Below are 21157 nucleotides of genomic sequence, written 5' to 3'. Positions count from 1 at the left end.
TAACCGGCTTTTTTATTGTTTTTTTTGGTGAACGCTTTTTTGCTGTTGAGATCGCCGAATTACACCTTGAAGTGCTGTAACTGGTGCGCCAAATCATCCGACGTTTCCGCCAAACTCTGACTCTCTTTGGCCAGATGCTGCGCCGCTGCATTCACTTCGTTGGCCGACAGATGAATACTGCTGACATTACGGTTAATATCTTCAGACACGATTTCCTGCTGTTCTGCGGCGGCGGCAATTTGTGCCACCTGCTCATTCGACTGATACAGTTCTTCCACCATCACCTGTAACTGCCGCTGGGTTTCCAGCGCATTCTCAACACTTTGATGGCTGCTTTCATGGCTGGCTTTCATCGCCTCTGCGGTTTCAAAGGCCCCGCGGGTTAACGCATCGACCGTCACCTGAATTTCTTCCGTTGAGCGCTGGGTACGTTGTGCCAGTGTTCGCACTTCATCAGCAACGACAGCAAATCCCCGGCCCTGTTCGCCAGCACGTGCCGCTTCGATTGCGGCATTCAGTGCCAGCAAATTGGTTTGCTCAGAAATGCCGCGAATCACATCGGCCATGTCGCGTATTTGGCCGACGCCCTGCTTAAGAGCATCAACCCGCTGACTGGCCTCTGTGATCTGATCGGCGACCTGGCGGATATGGCTGGTGTTTTCTTCAAGCTGCGCGTTGCTGAGCGTCGCTTTTTCCGCAATCCTGTCAGTCATACTGGCCGTTTTTTCAGCATGGCTGGCCACTTCAGCTACGGTCGCAGTCATCTCATTCATTGCTGTTGCCAGTTGCTCCAGCTGAACATGCTGCGACTGAATACTTTGCGCACTTTGCTCAGTAGCCGAGGCAATGGTGCTCGCCATCTGAGAAGACTGCATCGCTGAGGTATTCGCGGCCTTCAGTGCCTGGCGAATCGTCCCGACCGCCGTGTCCATGCGCTGCGACAACATCCCGATTTCGTCACGGCGATCGTCGTTGAAATGCACCCGCAAATCACCCTCAGCCAGGGCATCAAATTTTTTCACCAACCCAGCGAGCGGTCTGGAGATATTGTTGCTGATGACGTACCCGAAGCTCATCAGCACCAGCGTTGCCAGCAGTGCCAGACCGCCGGATTTGACAGCCGAGGCCATGAAATCATCTTCGATATCTTTGACGTGCACACCGGTTCCGATGATCCAGTTCCAGGTCGGGTAACGCGCTACGTAAGATACTTTAGGTTCGATCTGCCCGGCTGGCGATCGCCAGCTGTATTCCAGATACCCGTCACCGCCATGCTGGCTGGCCGTGACCATCTCCTGCCAGTGATACTTTCCCGCCGCATCGGTCAGCTGACGGGCAGAGGTTCCGTTCAGCTCCGGCTTCAACGGGTGGTTTACGATTGTCAGATCAGGCTGCATGATCCAGAAATAGTTGCTGCTGTCATAGCGCACGGCATTGATCATCGCAATTGCCTGCTGCTGGGCCAGCTGTTCTCCCAGAGTTCCCTGCTGCGCGGCATAATAATTAATCATGTCAACGGCCAGTTCCACCTGGCTTTTGAGCGAGGCTTTACGTTCAAAATACGCCGCTTTTTTCTGCTCAATCATGTCATACAGACTGACACTGACTTGCAAAATAATGGCGCAGACAATTAGCGCCACCAGCTTATTTCTGACCGACAGGTTGCTAAAGTTGATCATATCTCTCCTTGTTCCCACTCCACGGTTACAACTCACTTACATTTATCATCCAGATTGCACCAGCGCGTTGCCCGGCAGCGTCTCATATCCGGCCATCAAGGGGGATGAAACCCCATGAAAGATGTTGTTATTTAAAGGATAATCTTTATGCAATCAGTTTGATGCGATTAACGCCGCAATTCGCACCTCAGATGTGAATATTTTGTTTATAAACGGGATCATCTCGAGCTTTTTGATTACATTTCGAATACGTGAACATGAGAGCTGACGCGGTTTTTCCGCAGGCCGGAAAGCCAGGCTGGGTGTAGACTTTAAGAAGGGAATGAAAATGAATTATCCTTACAGTTTTTATGCGTTTATTGCTATTTAAGCGTGTCTTTTTGTAATAAAATGACACGTAAACACATCCCTTGCGGAGAAGCTTCACTATGCCAGTTAAAGGCCGAATTCACTCTTTCGAATCCTGCGGAACCGTTGATGGACCAGGTATCCGTTTCATCGTTTTCATGCAAGGCTGCCTGATGCGATGCCAGTATTGCCATAACCGGGATACATGGGACTTACATGAAGGCAAGGAAATCACCGTTGACGAGCTGATGACAGAAGCCCGTTCTTACCGTCACTTCATGAATGCCTCAGGTGGCGGCGTGACGGCCTCCGGCGGCGAAGCTATGCTGCAACCAGAATTTATCCGCGACTTTTTCCGCGCCGCTCAGGCAGAGGGAATTCATACCTGTCTGGATACCAACGGCTATATTCGCAAGCATTCACAGGTGATCGATGATGTGCTGGATGCTACAGATCTGGTCATGCTGGATCTGAAACACCTGGACGATGACATCCACCAGAATCTGGTTGGCGTACCAAACAAACGCGTACTGGACTTTGCCCGCTACCTGCAACAACGTGGGCAAAAAACCTGGATCCGTTACGTGGTGGTACCGGGCTTTACCGACGACGAACGCTCTGCCCGCTTACTGGGTGAATTCATCCAGGATATGGACAACATTGAAAAAGTGGAACTGCTGCCGTATCACCAACTGGGTGCCCACAAGTGGGAAGCCATGGGGCTGGAATACCCGCTGGCCGGTGTGAATCCGCCATCGAAAGAGGTTATGGAAAACGTCAAAGCGGTGATCAGCAGCTACACCAACGCGAAGGTCATGTACTAAGGCTAAGCCTGACCTTGAATTGTGGTGAACCTCAGCCAGTCAAACACCACGTTGCTGAATAAGTCATCTCAAACAACAGAGGGAGAGCTAATGCTCTCCCTCTTTTTTCTCTCCTGTCCCGTCCTGAACACAGGTTCACATGGCCAGACAGAAGATTAAAGCCACTGTAAAAACAAGCAATTAACGTTCACAAAGAGAGGGCGTCTTTTTAGTCGTGTCGATGAGTCGCAAGTGACTAGATAAATGGCTTTATTTGGGAGGTAAAATAAAGATGGATGAACGTTTAAAGTCAGCCGTAGAAGAGTAAACTTGGCTCTAATGAATGGCTGTAATTACTCAGAGCAAGGGATTAAGACTCTCTGGTGGAAAGAACATGCGGATTATTTGTGTTAGCAGCTACCAATGTCACACAGCAAGATGCGATAGACACCAGGCATAGCGAAAATCGCCCATTATTAAACTACTTCCATATCAACAATCATAAATTTTAATCAATATTTAATATGGGTCAATAAAAGCACCAGCCCCCAGAATCTGTTAGCAACTTATTGAATGTATTTATTTTTTATTTACCAGCCCACTTATTTAGACAGTAAAATAAACTATTCATAACGCCAATCAAATATACCCTCCCATTTATTGACCGGAATCTCAATAGCTGAATTTTTTGGGAGCAACCTCTCATACTTACAGGTACATTTCAGTGATGTCTGTAGGAGAGGTGAAGCATGGAATGCGCTAATCATAATTGGGTACGTATTAAACGTAATTTTTTTCAACGCTTTTCTTATAAAGCACTCTATCGCTGCACTGTATGTGGTAAGCACCAAAAGCTGTGAATGACTATTCAAAGGAAAAGCAGAGGAAAATTAAGCAGAGGTCACGTGAAATTTTAGCCAAAGTTAAAAAGAAGCATTTAGCTGATGTTATTCATATTCCTAAATGCCTTGATGATAAAACAAAAAGCTGAAAGGTCACCCTTGGTTAGATTGGCTTGATGATAACAGCTAATCTAACCACCTATCATTACCCACCTCAAACGCCCTCGCCTTCAAACTAGCGATTGTTGAGAAAATCGAACATGGGAAGCTGGCTCAGACTCAATATCGGTCTGGTATTCAAAGAAACTCAGCTGTTAAATGTTGTCTTCTCAAAGATGGAAACTTAATTGGTCCTCAAGGGCAACTTCTGTGGAAAGAGCAAAAATACCAAAGGACAAACGACCATTAACACCTAAGCAATGCTTCAAAGAGTGGCAAAGCCACTTAGAGTGCGCCGCAAAATTGCCCCCTTACAACCACTAAACCGCACACTAATCACTCAAATGCATATCTAATATATCTAACAAATGAATCAGCTAAATTGATAAAGAAAACTTCCTTCATTTTGTCATCAGAAGAGTGTTTTTAAACAGAATCAGCAGTACATGATGGAAACATTACGAAAAAACATGTTTTTTCAATGCAATATCCATAATGAAATTGCCATTAATAGCGACACAACCCTTTATATGCTCGTAATTGAGTATAAGTTTTCCTGAAAATTAACATCAGTTTTAATGATATAAGCTGAGCCAATATGGCCATTTCAGGCCTACATCTCCATTTTACGGTCCTTCATCATCCGGATCGCTTCCCGCCGAATGCATTCCCGCAGTGGGTTTTCAATCGAATCCGCTCGCCAGATAAAAGATAACGTCCGGCGCATATTCAGTTCCGGTACCTTCAGTGCCACCAGCTCACCGCGCTCAATGTGCTTCACCACATCCAAATATGGGAGGCAGCTAAGGTAAGGGCCATTCATCACCAGCGTCCGTAACACCGGTATTTGCTCATACTCCCGCCACACATCCAGATCATCAATCACCCCGTGAATCGCACTTTCAAAGCTCTTTCGGGTACCTGCACCTTGCTCGCGCAATACCCATTTAGCCTGCTCCAGCTGTGCCAGGCTGACCGTTTCCAGTTTGGCGTAGGGGTGATATTTGGAAGCGATAATGACCAGGTGGTCATGGCACCAGACTTCCTGCTCGACCCGGCTGTCATCACAACGCCCTTCAATAATACCCAGCTCACACTCGTAATTACGGACCCGATCAATAACTTTCTGGGCATTGCTGACGCTAAGCTGGATACGCAATTCGGGAAAGTCTTTATCTATCATACTGATAAGATCAGGTAGCAGGTGCTCGGCCGCGGTCTGGCTGGCCGCCACATGGATCTCGCCACTGACAATGTGCTGGTCATAAAACCCCAGCTCGATTTGCTGGGCATCAAACAGCAGTTGTTTGGCTCGTGGGCGCAGCCAGGCGCCCCAGTAAGTCAGCGCCATCTGTTTCCCCTGCCGTTCAAACAATGGCCGTCCAAGCAATTTTTCCAGCTGTGACAACGCCATACTGGCAGCGGACTGAGTCAGAGCCAGGTTTTCCGCGGCTTTGCTGACGCTGCGGGTATTGGCCACCTCTTCAAATACGGCCAGCTGTTTCAGTGAGTAGCGCATTCCATCCTCTTCGCAAATCTGCCTGTATACACCCTCTAGAATATCAACATTAGTGATAAGGGTTAAAGAAATTATCAATTTTACTCAAGTATTACGCGCGACCTATCCTGCCTGCAGTCTACATTCACAACCAGGAGGAAATGTGACGTTATCAACTCTGCATCACGCAGTCACTGTGCGTCCACGACGCCACGGAGGAGGTGCAATATGGCAATAGCATCCTCATCCAACAACACCAACTTCAATCCGAAAGAGATGATGAAGCAAGCGGAGGCTTATGCCGTCGGCAAAGCATCCAAGCCGACGCACACCACCGTTGCTCTGGCGGTAACCGCTGGTGTCTTCATCGGATTGGCTTTCGTGTTTTACATCACGGTCACGACCGGAAACCAGGCAATTAACTGGGGCATCAACCGTCTGTTCGGCGGACTGGCATTCAGCCTCGGCCTGATTCTGGTGGTTATCTGCGGCGGCGAGCTGTTTACCAGTACCGTGCTTTCTTCTATCGCCCGCGCCAACCGTCACATCAGCACCCACAAAATGCTGAGTACCTGGGGGAAGGTGTACTTCGGCAACTTCATCGGTGCCATGTTGTTACTGCTGCTGGTCACCATGGGTAGCCTGTATCAGCTCGACGGCGGCCAATGGGGACTCAATGCCCTGAATATCGCTCAGCACAAGTTGCACCATCAGCCAGCGGAGGCATTCGCACTGGGGGTACTATGTAACCTGCTGGTATGCCTGGCAGTCTGGATGACATTCTGCTCCAACAACATGATGACCAAAATGGCCATGCTGGTTCTGCCGGTAGCCATGTTCGTCAGCACCGGGTTTGAGCACAGCGTCGCCAATATGTTCATGGTTCCGCTTGGGATCACCATTCAGCAGCTGGCACCGGCTTCGTTCTGGACCAACCTGGGCGTTGCTCCCGAGCACTACGCCGATCTCACTGTTTACAACTTTATCTTTGCCAATCTTATCCCGGTCACCTTGGGGAATATCGTCGGCGGAGGAGTACTGGTCGGGCTCAGCTACTGGGCGATTTACCACTCTCCGCAACCGGCGCTGGCTTCCGCCACTCTGATTCGTCCGGATTTTTCAGCCCACAACAACTTACAAATGGACTCTGATATGCTCAACGATAACTTACTGGTCAAAGACCACATGCACCCTGCCCCTCTCACTCTGGCACCAGGAATGCCGGTGGCTACCGCGCTGGATTTACTGCTGCGTGAAGACCTGTCCGGTGCACCGGTATTAACCAGCGACGAACGTCTGGTGGGGTTCTTCTCCCTGCATGATGCGCTGGTTGACCTGTGGTGCAATGACTACATGCCGGATCAGGAAAGCAAAGTGCAGGATCTGATGCGCCATGAAATCCAGACCGTCAGCCCGGACAACTCCATTCTGGAAATCGCGGAATACATGAGTATCGACAAAAATATCCTGTACCCGGTTTCCAGCAGCGGTATTGCGACCCAACTGACCAGCCTGTCACTCAATGAGCGGGCACGGACCATGAATGTCAGCCGTCCGCATATCTACCCGGTTGTAGAGGACGACCAGCTGGTTGGCCTGATCACCCGTAAGGAAATTGTCCAGGCGCTGCGTCCGGTATACGGTCAGCTTCGTGCAGTGACGGATCACAGTGACGCTTCCGAAGAAGTCTCCGCACAAGTCGAAACTGCCTGAGTATCAATCTCTTACTCACAGGCCAGCTCTCAGCTGGCCTGTTTTTTGTTTGTCGCCTTTGCTGCCATTTCCCTTCCAACCTCCCCCGTCGCCCTGGTTTTGGCAAGGTACTGAAATTTGCCGCACATCAAAATCACCGCACTTACACCGTAAAAAAGATACATAGGCATGATATTATTGTGGTATAACCCGCACGCAAACGATTGCCTTTCTATAAATGATAGAATCGACAACATTCCCAACTTCCAGCGAGGTGATGGCTGACCATGAAAAATGATATTGAGATCTGCCGCGAAACCCCACTTTCCCCTATCGATGATGTGGCCCGACGTGCCGGACTGCATCCGGAAGACTTAACTCCACAAGGCACCCTGAAAGCCAAGGTGAAGCCCTCCGTACTCAACCGACTGGCAAATCAGCCGGAAGGGAAATTGGTTCTGGTCACCGCAATCACCCCCACGCCGCTGGGAGAAGGCAAAACTGTCACCACCATCGGACTGGCGCAAGGACTGGCCAAACGGCACAAAAAAGTGATGGCCTGTATTCGTCAGCCATCCATGGGGCCGGTGTTTGGAGTCAAAGGCGGAGCCGCCGGGGGCGGTTACAGCCAAGTTGCCCCGATGGAAAAACTCAATCTGCACCTGACCGGTGATATTCACGCAGTTACCGCCGCGCACAATCTGGCCGCGGCGGCGCTGGATGCCCGCCTGTACCATGAAAGCCGTCATGGCTATGACGGGTTTACCGAGAAAACCAGCCTGCGCGCCCTGCGCATCGACGTCCAGCGCATAGTCTGGAAGCGGGTCATGGATCATAACGATCGCGCCCTGCGCATGGTCACTGTGGGCAAGAATGAACCGGGAAAAACCATTAACGGCATTGAGCGCGAAGACGGCTTTGATATTTCAGCCGCTTCTGAGCTGATGGCCATTCTGGCTCTGTCCCGCGATCTGGCGGACATGCGCCAGCGTATTGGCCGGATCGTGTTGGCATATGACATTGACGGTCAGCCCATCACCGCGGATGATCTGCAGGTGGCCGGTGCCATGGCGGTGACATTATGCGAAGCCATTGAGCCGACCCTGATGCAGACTCTTGAAGGTGTCCCGACGCTGATCCATGCCGGGCCATTTGCCAACATTGCCCACGGCAACTCCTCCATTCTGGCCGACCGCATTGCTCTCAAGCTGACCGAGTTTACCGTTACTGAAGGGGGCTTCGGCTCTGATATGGGGTTTGAGAAAGCCTGCAATATCAAAGCACAGCAAGCCGGTCGTGGTCCCGATTGTGCGGTCGTGGTTGCCACATTGCGCGGCCTGAAAGCTAACTCTGGCCTGTACGATCTGCGCCCGGGGCAAGCACTGCCGGACGCCATTTTCGCACCGGATGAAAATGCGTTAACCGCCGGTTTTGCCAACCTGCAATGGCACATCAATAACGCCGCCAAGTACGGCGTGCCGGTAGTTGTGGCAATTAACCGCTTCCCGCAGGATACCGACTCCGAACTGGAGCAGCTCAAAGCCATGGTCGCAAACACTTCGTTTTCAACCCATGTCGAGGTTGCAGTGAGCGAAGCCTTTGGCAAAGGCGGTGACGGTGCCGCTGAACTGGCGGATGCCGTGATTCGGGCATGTGCGCATCCAGCGCAATTTCGCCCGTTGTACCACCTCGGCCAGCCGCTGGAAGAGAAGCTCATGGCTGTGGCAGAAGTCGGTTACGGTGCCAGCGGCATTGAGCTGTCGCCACTGGCGCAAAACCAGCTCGCCGCCTTTAAGGCTCAGGGGCACGATAACCTGGCGGTGTGCATGGCAAAAACGCCGCTGTCGATCAGTCACGATCCAAGCCTGAAAGGTGCGCCCAGTCATTTTGTCCTCCCGGTGCGAGAGCTGAAACTGTGCGCCGGAGCTGGCTTCGTGTATGCCTTGTGCGGGAATGTCATGACCATGCCGGGGCTGCCGGAAAAGCCTGCCTACATGGCACTGGATATTGATGAAAACGGCCATATCATCGGCCTGAGCTGAACCGTCTCACTCGCCTGCAGTGCGACTGCCATAGATAGTGATAGAGGCAGAGGTAAAAACGCGGTATTCCTAGCCGCATTCCCTTAACCTCTATCCAGGATCAAGTCTCACACCCGCAAACACTGGTGTGAGACTTGTAGAGTACTTTCCATTGACCGTAGCTGCGCTGGCGACGCACGCTCAGTCAGCGGCGATCCAGGTAATCACTGTCATGGAAAGTTCGCACCCATTCCGGCCGGTAAACCACCAGCAGTGTAATTGCCATCCCGTTAATCAGGGCTTCAGGGAACAACAGCAACGGCATCAGAACCAGATAATTCTCCACTATGTATGACCAGCTGAAGATACTGCTGAGGGCAATCCAGCCACTGGTCAGCACCATATGGGCAATCATAGTCAGAGCCGCATTGATGAACGCGCCGACAAAGATATAGACAAACAGATGATGGGCCAGATACCGGTAAGTCAGGGCAAACAGACCATAACTGACCAGCACCGGCAAAGTCACTCCGGTCAGGCCGTACAACCCGATGTCCGCCAGTGGCAGCAACCCGAACCCGGCCAGTAACAGCAAAGGAGCCACACCTATCAGACAGGCAATTCGCCAACCATGGCACAGGGTCAGGATAGTCAGCGCCAGAAAATGTACTTTCAGGCCGTCCGTCAGCCCGGCTCTCAGACTCCAGAGCAGAAACAACACCACCACACTGGCAAGCACCCAGTGCTGGTAATCTTTTTCCTGTTTAAACTTCGGCCAGAATTCCCGCGGAAAAAAAGCCGCCAGAAACCCCAGCCAGCCCGCCAGTCCTACCCATTGTAACCCCGTCATTGTCACCACATCCTTCTGTGTTTTCCTGATTCCAGACTGGCACCGGCCTGGCGTGCCGCAAGACAAAAAAAACCATCCGACGCCAGCCATATGCCATGATTTTATTGAAGGAAATGCCACTCAGCCTTCCCTGTTGTTCCTACCCGAGGGGCAGATGTCATCTCGTTAACCGATTTTCGCAATTTTTCACAGTTGTAGCGAAACCAGATCAATTTTTTTTACTGCCAACCTGCTAATCTCAATGACAGCTCAAAGACACAATAAAGGCTTTCATTATGGAAATGACAAACGCACAACGCCTGATCCTATCTAACCAGTACTTCCTGATGTCGCAGTTAGATCCGACACATGCCGCCAAGTACCGCCGCCTGCAAACCATTGTTGAACGTGGCTATGGCCTGCAGATGCGGGAGCTGGACAAAGACTTCGGTGAACTGTCAGAGCAGGATTGCCGCCAGGTCATCGACTTCATGGAGATGTACCACGCGATGCAGGAATCCTACAAAATGCTGGCAGGTGAAAATCAGGGCCAGGTCGACGAACGTCGTCTGCAGTTCCTGGGTTTCGATGCCGCCACCGAAGCACAACTGGTGCACTATGTCCGCTTCCTAACCGAAGAAGAAGGCCTGTATCCACAGTTTGATAAAGCCCTGCACATGTTCAACAGTCAGGTACCCATGCTGGCAAAATACCAGCGTATGCTGCAAACCTGGCGTAACTGCCCGCGTCAGTACCACCTGTCAGTAACAGAAATCCAGCAGATTCAGAACGCCTGAGCCACCTCGCTCACGTTTGCTCTCTCCGCAGCCGGGCTTGTCCCGGCTGTCTGCCATTTGCCCGCTATTGATCCCTGTGCCTCACGCGACCTCCACGCTCCAAGCCTTAAACTGTGATCACAAACAATAATTTTTTCTCTTTTGAGTTGTTTTTGACCCAGGGTGAGACATAACCAACAAAAAAACCGCTAAACCTTTAATAATTCGAAACAATCAAATTCAATTCCGCTATTCTTAACGCCCGTTAACGAGTATATATACCCCAATCCCTGCAATAAGCGTTGACAACCAGCCACGCGCTGCGCCGATACACGATGAAAACAGGGATATTCGTCTGTCTGCCACCTCCCGGAGCGGCTGCCCGTTTTATGATGAGATTACTGCTGTTTGTCTTTGTCTTTCTCTCGGCATCGAGTTGGGCACAACCGACCAACCAGCTGATCATTCTCACGACCTTTACCCGTGAGTCACTGCAGCCGGTTCTCGACGCTTTTCAGCAGTATTACCCCGATGTCAGTTTCAGTGTCCTGCACCGCCGGGAAACCTCCGGCCTGCACCTATTAAATCAGGACAATCACGACATCGACGTTGTCCTGTCTTCATCGCTGTCTCTGTTCTCCACGCTGGAAGAGCAACAGCGCTTGCTGCCGCTGGAAACCCTGAACTTTGATTCGACCTCCCAGCAACAACGGTTTATGCAGCACACCATCAACAATGTGGTGATTTTCGGTTATTCCGGGCTCGGGTTGATGTGGAATCAGGATTATCTCGATAAACACCACCTGACCCGCCCGGAACGCTGGGAAGATCTCACCGCTCCGGAGTATTTCCGTCATCTGGTGATGAGCAGCCCGGCCCGCTCCGGCACCACGCATGTTATGGTCGAAAACCTGCTCCAGCGCTACGGCTGGAAGCGCGGCTGGCAGATCATACTGCAGATAGGCGGTAACCTGGCCGCCGTTTCGGCCCGCAGTTACGGGGTCAGTGACAGCATTACCCGCGGGCTGGCCGGGATCGGCCTGACCATCGACAGTCACGCCTTCTCCCGCCAGAAGCATTTTCCGTATATTGGCTTTACCTACCAACCGCACAGCCCGCTGCTGCCCGGCTATGTTGCGGCAGTCCGCAATACCAATCAGGCGCTGCACAGCGTGGCGCTGATCAGGTTTCTGCTGTCAGAAGAAGTCCAGAAAAAACTGGCTCAGGACACCCTGAACAAATACGCCCTGAACCAGACTCTGAGCCAGCCGCTGGATATTACCCCTATTAACCTGACGCAAATGCAGCAGCGAACCATTTTGATCAAGCTGCTGTTTGAGCAAATCGTCAATCAGCAACTGTTGCGTCTTAATCAAGCCTGGCAGCTGATTCATGAAGTCCGCTCGCTGCCGCTACTGACCATGGCGGAAACCCGCCAGCTCAATCTGGCCGTCAAACTAGCTTCAACCCCGCCGATCACCGAAAGTCAGGCCGAAGACCCGATTTTGCTGGAGGCCCTCAGCCTGAACCGTCAGGACATCAGCACCCTCCACCATATCAACCAGTGGCGCCAGCTGATGACCAGCCAGCTGGATCAGGCGATAGCCATCTGCGAACAGTTAATCGCCTCGAAAGAACACAGGCAGGTGCACGATGAAAAAGCGTAACACCATAGGAAACCGCCTGATTGTATCCATCTGGTTTATGGCATTTCTGACAATCGCCGTCAGCCTGATTGCAATTGTTAACTGGGAGAGCTTTGACGACCAGATTCAGGCCATGGTGGAGAAAAACCTGCCGACCCTGCGTGCCAGTTATCAGCTGGAGCGCAATACCGCGGGTCTGCAGGCGGCCCTGAACCAGCTTGGCAATAACACCGACACCGTCCTGCATGCCGATTTAAAGCAGAACATCATTGATAAACTCGGCCGGATCAACGGGGCGATCACGCAGACCGCCGGGTTGGATATGCATTCAGATATCCGCCATGCTTATCAGGCGCTGCAACAAGATATCCAGTTTTATGCGGATCTGCTGTACGAGCGCAACACCCACCAGTTGGTGCTGGCGCAAACCGAAAACAACATCAAGTGGCTGCATCAGGATCTGATTGATGAGCTGACCCCGATCCGTCAGGAAGTGGAGTGGCAGCTTACCCGGATGCTGCCGAACGCGATCAGCAGCAGCGCGCTGAACGATGTGATGACGGAGTTCTCCCTGATCCAGGCCATTACCGTCAAAGAGAATGAGCTTCACCAGTTGGTGCAGGAGATCATCCGCCAGCGTCAGGATCGCGACATCAACAATGCGTTCTACTTCATCGGTTATAAAACCGAGGAAGTCAGCAAGATGAGCCAGCAGCTCAGCCACTACGCGTCGACAGCCTCATACCGGCAGCTCCTGCAGGAGATGATTTCGCTGGTGCAACCGGGCGGAATTCTGGAGGCCCAGCTAATCCGGGATACAGACCTGTCACGCCAGATCACCCGCTACCAAGCCAAAATTCAGCATCAGCTGAGCGATCTGGAAGCCCTGATCCTGACCATGGTGGAAACCGAAGATGCCCTGCTGAACCAGCTGAATGAGAAAACCCGGCAATCCATCACCATCAGTAATTTCATCCTGTTCGGAATGATGTTCATCACGCTGTTTTTGTCGGTGATGGTATCGGTTTATCTGGTCGGCCAAGGCATCGTGAAACGCCTCAACCTGTTGTCGCAGGATCTCTATGCCGTTGCCAGCAACCAGCACAATGCCCAGATTCAGGTCAGCGGCAATGACGAAATCGGCCTGCTGGGCGATAATCTGCGCCAGTTCTGCCGTCAGATGCAGGAAATGCAGCAAAGCAATGCCCTGAACCTCATCAACAACACTCAGGCCAGTATCATTACCTGCGACCTGAGCGGCACCATTGAGTCCGTCAACTCCAGCGCGCTCAGCCTGTTTGACGAAGTGAGCGAGCCCCAGAATAAATTCCTGTGGGAGTTGTTCAGCCCGACCATGCAGTTCCGGCTGCAGTCGCTGTTCGCCGACAACAGCCCGCTGCTGAATAACCGTGGCTGCAACCTGACCATCAAACACCCGCATGACGAAGGCAGCGCCCTGTACCTGCGGCTTGATTTCCGCCTGTTTGAACAGGGACCAACGGACAAGGTCATTATCACCATGACCGACATTACCGAGCAGGAAAATGCCGCCCGCTGGCTGGAAAAAATGGTGCGGGAAAAAACCCGCTCACTGACCAGCCGTAACCGCCAGCTGAAAGCCGAGGTGGAAGACCGGAAACGGGTCGAAGCCGATCTGCGGTCCACCCAGAATGAACTGATCCAGGCAGCGAAAATGGCGGTGGTCGGCCAGACCATGACCTCCCTCGCCCATGAGTTGAATCAACCGTTGTCGGCTATTTCCACCCATCTGTTTACCGCCAAGCTGGCGCTGGAAAAAGAGCGGTTGGACAAACTACCGCAAAGCCTCGACAAGATAGATAACCTGACCTCCCGCATGGGACAGATGATCTCGAGCCTGAAAAGTTTCTCTAAGAAACAGCCGGCCGACAGCCCGCTCAAACCGGTCAATGTTCAGGACTCGATCGCGCAGGCCATGATGATTGTGGACAGCCGGACCCGTCAGCAGCAAACCACAATTATCAACCGGATCAGCACTCCACTGGCCGGACTGGCCGATCAAGTTCAGTTCGAGCAGGTGCTGGTCAACTTGCTGGTCAACAGCTGCGATGCCGTGGCCGGTTGTGAACAACGCCAGATTGACATTTTGCCGCTTGGCATTGAAAACGGCCGGTGTCGGCTGGCCGTTACCGACAGCGGACAGGGATTCTCCGCTGAAATTATAGAAAAGCTCTTTATTCCATTTACTACTACAAAAGAGGTGGGACTGGGCCTTGGCCTGAGTATCTGCCGATCCATCATGCACCGCCTGGACGGGGATATTTTTCTCGCGTCTAACCTGTCCGGCGGGGCCATGGTCGTGTTGGAGTTAAAACATTATGACAATGAATAACGAAACCGAAATCTTAATCATTGATGATGATCAGGATGTACTTGAGTCGTACCAGCAACTGCTGGAAATGTCCGGCTACACCGTGAAAGCCATTACCGACCCGACACAAGTCACGCCTTTGCTGAATAAGGACTGGCCGGGTGTCGTGGTGACCGATATGTACATGCCCGGTATGAGTGGGATGGAGCTGATGGAGAAAGTCAAAGCACTGGATCCTGAGCTGCCGGTGATCATGATCACCGGTCATGGGGATATTCCAATGGCTGTCGATGCCCTCAAACGCGGAGCCATCGACTTTCTGCAAAAACCGCTGCAACCAGCCGAGCTGCTCGCCTTGCTCGATAAACACCTGCCACTGCGCAAGTCCAAAATTGAGCAACGCCGGGCGATGGCCCAGACCACCAGCGCTGAACTGCTGGGTGACAGCCCGCTGATGATCAAGCTGCGGGAGAAAGTGGCACAGATCGCCCTCACCAGCCGGGACGTTCTGGTCGAAGGCGAAAACGGCACCGGTCGCCATACCGTGACCCGCCTGCTGCACCGCCACAGTATGGTGTGTGACGGCCCGTATGTTACGGTGCAGGGCTCGGCGATAACCTGTACCGCAGATCTGCAGCGTGCAATGATTTCCGCCCGCGGCGGCAGCCTCAGCCTGAGTGAACCGCAGGCTATGCCGCAGGAAACACAGCAATGGCTGTGCCGCTTCCTGCTGGAGCAGGAGCGTCTGAACAAAAAAGAAGTCCGGGTACTGGCCGTCACCGGACCGAATCCGGAAAGCCTGGTCGAGCATGACAACCTGCTGCCGGAGCTGTTTTACTTCCTAAGCCAGGTACGCTTCCAGATGCCGCCAATGCGTCAGCGGGTGTGTGATATTGCGCCGCTGTTTAAGCATTTCCTCAAGCTCAGCTGCCAGAAACTGCACAAACCGATGCCAACGCTCGACAAGGCGTATATCAATACCCTGAACCGGCATGAGTGGAACGGCAACGTGCTGGAGCTGAAAAACGTGGCAGAGCTATACGCTATCGGTATCGTGAAACTGGCGGGGCAGGATCGCACCAAACCGATCGAGCACATGAGCAGCCCACTGGACGATCTGGTCGACAATTACGAAAAACAGGTGATTGAAGATGCGCTGTACCTGTTTGCAGGACGGATCAACGATGTGTCCAACTATCTGCAGATTCCACGCAAAAAGCTGTACTTACGAATGAAAAAACACAATCTGGATAAAGCCGAGTACAAGGCCAGAGGCTGATCCCAACCAGTTTGTGTTGCCACGTCATCACCCACCCGTGGCTGTTCTGACCCAAAAGCCTAGGAAAGCTTTCCTAGGCTTTTTGCTACTTCAGCCGCCCACAGACTTAGCGGATGAATAGGCGTAACAGTGTTGGGTAAGTAACAGTATTGGGTAAAAGGTACGCTTAAAATGCGTAACGCAGCCCGAGCATGAGTTCGTCTTCGTCGTTATCCCCGACGCCACCCTCTCCTTCATCCAGCAGGTTGAACTTGTAGCTGCCAAACAGAGTGACACCGCCGATATAGCGCGCATATTCAACGCCAATGAAATTGATATCCAGAGCGTCAATATCATCGGCCGAGAAATAGCTGTATGTCATGTTGACGTTGTTGTCACCAAAGAAGTAGCCCAGGTAAAAGTCAGCCGCATTGTAATCAGAGTCTTGAATACCTAACGATGAAATACTTCCCCCTTGGTACAAGCCCGCTAGCCAAAGACCGAGATCATTGGTGTATTTCGCACCAGCGAAAATAGCATCTGAGCGGTCGGTGTCGGAGCCATTCCCGTATGTTTCATCACTGGAAGCATAGCCGACACCCAGCTCAAGCCCGACCGGCAGACTGTAGGCAAGTACCGCGCCATAGCCGTCGCTTTTTGCACTGTCGCTATCGGAATTGAAGTTGCCATCTATCTGGAAGGTCAAGCCATAATCCGTCATGAGCTCATAGCGCAGGACATTTTTCGCCCGGTCCGCTGTCGCGACGGTATATTCATTGATGTAGCCACCAAATGTTTCCGCCACGTCAGTCCAATCGGTCAAATACGTGACCGCATTCGTCTGGTGACCGTAGTATAAGTTCCCCCGGCTGGTCTCAACCCCTGCGTATAAATGACGGGTATTAATTTTAACGTCATCGCTTGAGCCATCTTCCGCTTCTTTTAACTCAAATTCATACTTGCCGAAAAAGGACAAATTGCTTGATACCGCCTGCCGACCATCGACACTGAGTCGAACTCGGGATGCATCCTGATAACTACTGCTGTTGTCGGATGTTTTGTTGGCATCAGAAAAGTTAGCCCTGACCTCCACTCGACCGCCGACATTAAAGGTGGTTTCATCGTCCTGATATACCGTTGCGGCTGAAACGACCGTGGTTGAAAAAGAGCATGCCACTGCTATAGCGATTTTTTTTTTCATCTGTAGATATCCTATCTTTGTTAGTCAGATACAACCTGTTGTCAATAAAATCCTCGCTGACATAAAACAGACTTGTCTTAATTAACTTAGGTGGCACACAAAAACTTTACAAAATAATATTTTTTTCACTTGTGGAATTTTCGGCCATTGACGCTCAACCGCCTTCCTGAGCCCTGTTTCCGAACATTACGTACGCCCTAATTTAGTGCAATAAAGCATTGGCGTTGCCTACCTCGATGGTGGCGCCCAGAAAGCCTGTTGCACCAGCAAGACGGTCGGGCGCACTCGGTTTACTTGCAGCTTGCCGGAGCAGACGTTTACAATGCCCGCAAATTCAACTGACCGTGTGATCCCATGCCGTACCAATGCCCTCTCTGCCACCAGCCACTCAGCCAGCAAGACAAAACCTGGAAATGTGCCAACAACCACCAGTTTGATGAGGCCAAAGAAGGGTATGTCAACCTCATGCCGGTTCATCACAAAAGCTCGAAAAATCCGGGTGATAACAAAGAAATGATGCAGGCACGCCGCGCATTTCTGGAAGCCGGTCATTATGATCCGCTGCGGGCTAAGGTGGTGGAAAAACTGGCGACCCTGCTACCGGAAGAGGCGGAGCAACTGCTGGATATTGGTTGTGGTGAGGGTTACTACACGTCCGGCTTTGCTGACGGTCTGACACAAAACCATACGCATTCTCCGTCACTGACAGTTCATGGCCTCGACATCTCGAAGGTAGCCGTGCGTTATGCAGCAAAACGCTACAAGCAATGCCACTTTTGCGTGGCTTCCAGCCACCGCCTGCCATTTGCCGATCAGTCGCTGGATGGGGTGATCCGCATTTATGCACCCTGCAAGCCGGAAGAGCTGAAACGAACCATCCGCCCGGCCGGTATTCTGGTCACGGTCACACCGGCCGCACGTCATTTGTACCAGCTCAAAGAGCTGATTTATAACGACGTCCGTCTGCATGATATGACACCGGAAACCCTTGACGGCTTCTCCCTGATTGACGATACCCAGCTCCATTACACCCTGACATTGAGCGGAGCAGAAGCAACGGCACTGATGCAAATGACACCGTTTGCCTGGAAAACCAGCGAAGCAGTCTGGCAACAACTGGCTGACAGTGAGACGTTTGACTGTGAAGCCGATTTTGCGATTCGGGTGTACCGCCGAAACGAAGATAACGCGCCAGAATGCCTGTCGAAGTCTCAGCCAGAAACCTAACCGTCAGTTGCTTCCCTTTGTCGCTGAACAGCCGCAATTTGCAACCACAATAAACGCCATCAATTGATAGTGGTTATCAATAACATTTGATAACCACTATCAACTCATCTAATATCTCACGCCAGATTTTCGGATTTCTCATACACTTAACCCTGTTAAGTGTTGCTAACCAGTGTGATTATTTCTCATGAAAAAATGGCTTTCACTTGGTCTGGCCGGACTGCTGGCCGGTTGTGCCGCTCAATCTGAGCCGGACACCGCCTTTACCCCAGCCCCGACCATGTACGACTTCACCATCCAGTCCCCGGATGGCTCCCCGATGACATTGTCAGCGCTGACATCGGCGTTGCGCGACGCCGATATTGTTCTGGTGGGGGAATGGCACGGCCACCCAGCATCGCATCTGATGCAAGCGCAATTAATGGCGGCCCTGTATAGCCAGAAGCCGAAACTGGCCCTGTCGATGGAGCAGTTCACCCGCGACAAACAAGCCGTGGTTGATCAATACCTGGCAGGCAAAATCGGCGAGAAAACCCTGATGAACGAGGGCAATGCCTGGCCCAACTACGAAAGTGATTATCGTCCGTTAGTGGAATTCGCCAAAACCCATCAGCTGGATGTGATCGCGGCGAATGCTCCGAAAAGCATCGTGCGCTGCATCGGCCAGCAAGGCCCCGCCTATCTCTCCCTGCTACCGGCAGAGGAACGCCAGTGGGTCGCACAGTCTCTGACCCTGAACGATGATGCCTACCGCCAAACCTTCAATGCCTCAATGCACCACGGCGATGAGGCCAAGACCAGCCGCCAGTTTGCCGCGCAAACCGCGTGGGATGACACAATGGCAGAAAGCATGGTGAACTACCTCACCCGCCATCCCGGCACCCAAATCATCCATACCGCTGGACGTTTCCATGTGGCCGAAGGGCTGGGCACCGCATCACGCATTCTGGCACGTAACCCGAATCTGAAGGTCATGATGGTCACGCCAGTCACTACGGAATCGCCACTGGCAGAAGGCGCGCCAGACTACACGTTCACGGTCATGCCTCTGCCGCCGGGTTACGTGGATGAGGTCAAAATGATGGCAGCGATGAAGACAATCCACAGCCGCAACCAGTCATTACAGTGCTATTCGCCTAATTCGCAATGAGGGGTTAACGCGTTATCTGTGGTCAATACGTTTCCTCAGTTCAATACGTTCTCATAAATTAATAATGGGTGAGTGCCTGTACTGAAAACGGTGTTCCTGAGCCATACCGGTTTGGTCCTTCAACCTGACGCCTCATCCTGACGTAACATACTGATTCCCCCTTCTGGTCTGAACGATTTCATTCGGCCAGAAGAGGGAGAATCCCACCAGAGAATGCGCCGGTAGCCTGGGTAGCCTGCCTTTTGCAGCCAATTATGCTGTATCTGTAATTAATGGTATGACGAAATATCCACCCGGTTAGCGCGGTGTATTGCCCTGTCATCCTCTAGCAGAAACACTGCTTTGGCGCACAATTCCTGTGCCACCAATAAAAATACCAAATAAGAATGCAAGGCTATTTTTAATACAATAAACCTTACACTAATATGGATACCCTCAGTATCACCATGTAATCCCCTGCCCAATCCACCACCTGCCAGCACGAACCACTATCACCATGTTGCAACATTGTTAAAATTCTTATGTTCTTTTATAGCCCGTTGCGCTAAAACTTTATGCCAAGAGGGATTCGCACCGGATGCGAATCGACCCCAGACAGCTGCGCAGTCAACCTCCGATTGCTGATTTAGCGCTGTCAGACCTCAGTACTATTACTACAGGGAGCGTGTTCAGATATGGTATTCAAGAGCAAACAACTACTTACTGCTGCCGCAGTGGCAGCGTCACTGGCACTGTCTTCACCGGCAGTCCTCGCTGATGTGGCCAAAGTCGCTGTCTCTCAGATTGTAGAGCACCCGGCATTGGATGCGGCCCGTAACGGTCTGCTTGATGGCCTGAAGCAAAAAGGCTACGTCGAAGGGGAAAACCTGGAGTTTACGTATCAGACTGCTCAAGGTAATCCGGCCATTGCCGTTCAGATCGCCAAACAGTTTGTTGGTGAAAATCCGGATGTTCTGGTCGGTATTGCAACACCAACGGCTCAGGCGCTGGCGGCGTCGACCCGCTCTATTCCTATCGTCTTTACTGCCGTAACCGACCCGGTCGGCGCGAAGCTGGTCAGCAACCCGGATAAACCCAACCGCAACGTGACTGGCCTGTCTGACCTGTCTCCGGTCGCCCAGCATATTGAGCTGATGCAGGAGCTGCTGCCTGGCATGAAGAGCGTGGGCGTGATCTTCAACCCGGGTGAAGCCAATGCCGTAGCACTGGTCGAACTGCTTCGTAACGCGGCAAAAGAACGTGGGCTGATGGTCGTAGAAGGCACGGCACTAAAGAGCGCCGATGTTCAGGCTGCCGCACAGATTGTTGCCGCTAAAGCTGACGTGATTTACGCGCCAACCGACAACACCGTCGCCAGTGCTATTGATGGTCTGGTCAATGCGGGTAACCAAAACAATACCCCGGTTATTGGGGCATCGACCACCTACATTGAGAGCGGTGCGCTGGCAGCACTGGGCTTTGACTACTACCAGGTAGGCATCCAGACCGCCGACTACGTTGACGCTATCCTTAAAGGTAAAAAAGTGTCTGAGTTACCGGTCAAAGTGGCGCGTGGCTCCGACTTAGCGCTAAACCAAAAAGCGGCAGACAAACTGGGCATCACCTTCCCGGCGTCAGTCCTGGAACGTGCGACGTCAGTTGCGAAATAAACCATTTTGCGTGACCGACGCAGTCCGGC

General features: G+C 52.1%; 14 protein-coding genes. 10 read left to right on the top strand and 4 right to left on the bottom strand.

Annotation, left to right across the window (positions count from 1 at the left end):
• Window positions 1–59: 59 nt before the first annotated feature.
• A complete protein-coding gene (locus tag C9I92_RS21140; protein WP_047887394.1) occupies window positions 60–1679 on the bottom strand; it encodes a methyl-accepting chemotaxis protein in 1620 nt (539 codons plus the stop codon).
• Between the two features lie 428 nt (window positions 1680–2107).
• On the opposite strand from C9I92_RS21140, the gene pflA reads away from it, so the two are divergent.
• A complete protein-coding gene (gene pflA, locus C9I92_RS21135) occupies window positions 2108–2851 on the top strand; it encodes a pyruvate formate lyase 1-activating protein (protein WP_047887395.1) in 744 nt (247 codons plus the stop codon).
• A gap of 1593 nt (window positions 2852–4444) precedes the next feature.
• Here pflA and C9I92_RS21130 read toward each other — a convergent pair.
• Complete coding sequence (locus C9I92_RS21130) at window positions 4445–5350, bottom strand: LysR substrate-binding domain-containing protein (RefSeq protein ID WP_047887396.1); 906 nt, start codon at window positions 5348–5350, stop codon at window positions 4445–4447.
• Between the two features lie 207 nt (window positions 5351–5557).
• Here C9I92_RS21130 and focA point away from each other — a divergent pair, with 207 nt between their 5' ends.
• Both focA and C9I92_RS21115 read left to right on the top strand, forming a co-directional pair.
• Complete coding sequence (gene focA, locus C9I92_RS21125; protein WP_047887397.1) at window positions 5558–7042, top strand: formate transporter FocA; 1485 nt, start codon at window positions 5558–5560, stop codon at window positions 7040–7042.
• 266 nt (window positions 7043–7308) lie between these two features.
• Window positions 7309–9063, top strand: a complete 1755-nt coding sequence (locus C9I92_RS21115) for a formate--tetrahydrofolate ligase (protein ID WP_047887399.1) — start codon at window positions 7309–7311, stop codon at window positions 9061–9063.
• Window positions 9064–9247: 184 nt separating this feature from the next.
• Here the strand turns inward: C9I92_RS21115 and C9I92_RS21110 are convergent, their stop codons facing one another.
• On the bottom strand, window positions 9248–9892 hold the full coding sequence (locus C9I92_RS21110; RefSeq protein ID WP_047887400.1) for an energy-coupling factor ABC transporter permease: 645 nt from the start codon (window positions 9890–9892) through the stop codon (window positions 9248–9250).
• 275 nt (window positions 9893–10167) lie between these two features.
• Between C9I92_RS21110 and C9I92_RS21105 the strand changes: the two genes are divergently transcribed.
• From C9I92_RS21105 to C9I92_RS21090, 4 genes are all read left to right on the top strand, one after another.
• A complete protein-coding gene (locus tag C9I92_RS21105) occupies window positions 10168–10668 on the top strand; it encodes a YfbU family protein (protein ID WP_047887401.1) in 501 nt (166 codons plus the stop codon).
• 368 nt (window positions 10669–11036) lie between these two features.
• Complete coding sequence (locus C9I92_RS21100; RefSeq protein ID WP_047887402.1) at window positions 11037–12314, top strand: ABC transporter substrate-binding protein; 1278 nt, start codon at window positions 11037–11039, stop codon at window positions 12312–12314.
• A complete protein-coding gene (locus tag C9I92_RS21095) occupies window positions 12301–14664 on the top strand; it encodes an ATP-binding protein (protein ID WP_047887403.1) in 2364 nt (787 codons plus the stop codon). Before C9I92_RS21100 ends, C9I92_RS21095 begins: the two co-directional genes overlap by 14 nt.
• Window positions 14651–15922 (top strand): sigma-54-dependent transcriptional regulator, encoded by a 1272-nt coding sequence (locus C9I92_RS21090; RefSeq protein WP_047887404.1) that lies wholly within the window; start codon window positions 14651–14653, stop codon window positions 15920–15922. Before C9I92_RS21095 ends, C9I92_RS21090 begins: the two co-directional genes overlap by 14 nt.
• A gap of 166 nt (window positions 15923–16088) precedes the next feature.
• Here C9I92_RS21090 and C9I92_RS21085 read toward each other — a convergent pair whose 3' ends face one another.
• Window positions 16089–17102: a porin gene (locus tag C9I92_RS21085; RefSeq protein ID WP_047887405.1), complete on the bottom strand. Its 1014-nt coding sequence runs from the start codon at window positions 17100–17102 to the stop codon at window positions 16089–16091.
• Between the two features lie 354 nt (window positions 17103–17456).
• Between C9I92_RS21085 and rlmA the strand changes: the two genes are divergently transcribed.
• From rlmA to C9I92_RS21070, 3 genes are all read left to right on the top strand, one after another.
• Window positions 17457–18329, top strand: coding sequence for a 23S rRNA (guanine(745)-N(1))-methyltransferase (gene rlmA / locus C9I92_RS21080; protein ID WP_047887406.1), 873 nt, complete (start codon window positions 17457–17459; stop codon window positions 18327–18329).
• A 187-nt stretch (window positions 18330–18516) separates the two neighbouring features.
• Window positions 18517–19479, top strand: a complete 963-nt coding sequence (locus tag C9I92_RS21075) for a ChaN family lipoprotein (protein WP_047887407.1) — start codon at window positions 18517–18519, stop codon at window positions 19477–19479.
• Window positions 19480–20153: 674 nt separating this feature from the next.
• The gene (locus tag C9I92_RS21070) at window positions 20154–21128 is read left to right on the top strand and encodes an ABC transporter substrate-binding protein (protein ID WP_047887408.1); all 975 of its coding nucleotides are present in this window, start codon (window positions 20154–20156) and stop codon (window positions 21126–21128) included.
• Window positions 21129–21157: the final 29 nt, after the last annotated feature.

It is taken from the genome of Photobacterium ganghwense, assembly GCF_003025595.1.
GTDB lineage: Bacteria > Pseudomonadota > Gammaproteobacteria > Enterobacterales > Vibrionaceae > Photobacterium > Photobacterium ganghwense.
This window is presented reverse-complemented; position numbering and strand designations above follow the sequence as displayed.

Bases quoted from the DNA above. Each gene is read 5' to 3' on its own strand.
- pflA (WP_047887395.1), top strand. From the start codon at position 2,108: ATGCCAGTTAAAGGCCGAATTCACTCTTTCGAATCCTGCGGAACCGTT.
- C9I92_RS21100 (WP_047887402.1), top strand. From the start codon at position 11,037: ATGATGAGATTACTGCTGTTTGTCTTTGTCTTTCTCTCGGCATCGAGT.
- C9I92_RS21070 (WP_047887408.1), top strand. From the start codon at position 20,154: ATGGTATTCAAGAGCAAACAACTACTTACTGCTGCCGCAGTGGCAGCG.
- C9I92_RS21105 (WP_047887401.1), top strand. From the start codon at position 10,168: ATGGAAATGACAAACGCACAACGCCTGATCCTATCTAACCAGTACTTC.
- rlmA (WP_047887406.1), top strand. From the start codon at position 17,457: ATGCCGTACCAATGCCCTCTCTGCCACCAGCCACTCAGCCAGCAAGAC.
- C9I92_RS21085 (WP_047887405.1), bottom strand. From the start codon at position 17,102: ATGAAAAAAAAAATCGCTATAGCAGTGGCATGCTCTTTTTCAACCACG.
- C9I92_RS21090 (WP_047887404.1), top strand. From the start codon at position 14,651: ATGACAATGAATAACGAAACCGAAATCTTAATCATTGATGATGATCAG.
- C9I92_RS21140 (WP_047887394.1), bottom strand. From the start codon at position 1,679: ATGATCAACTTTAGCAACCTGTCGGTCAGAAATAAGCTGGTGGCGCTA.
- focA (WP_047887397.1), top strand. From the start codon at position 5,558: ATGGCAATAGCATCCTCATCCAACAACACCAACTTCAATCCGAAAGAG.
- C9I92_RS21075 (WP_047887407.1), top strand. From the start codon at position 18,517: ATGAAAAAATGGCTTTCACTTGGTCTGGCCGGACTGCTGGCCGGTTGT.
- C9I92_RS21130 (WP_047887396.1), bottom strand. From the start codon at position 5,350: ATGCGCTACTCACTGAAACAGCTGGCCGTATTTGAAGAGGTGGCCAAT.
- C9I92_RS21110 (WP_047887400.1), bottom strand. From the start codon at position 9,892: ATGACGGGGTTACAATGGGTAGGACTGGCGGGCTGGCTGGGGTTTCTG.
- C9I92_RS21115 (WP_047887399.1), top strand. From the start codon at position 7,309: ATGAAAAATGATATTGAGATCTGCCGCGAAACCCCACTTTCCCCTATC.
- C9I92_RS21095 (WP_047887403.1), top strand. From the start codon at position 12,301: ATGAAAAAGCGTAACACCATAGGAAACCGCCTGATTGTATCCATCTGG.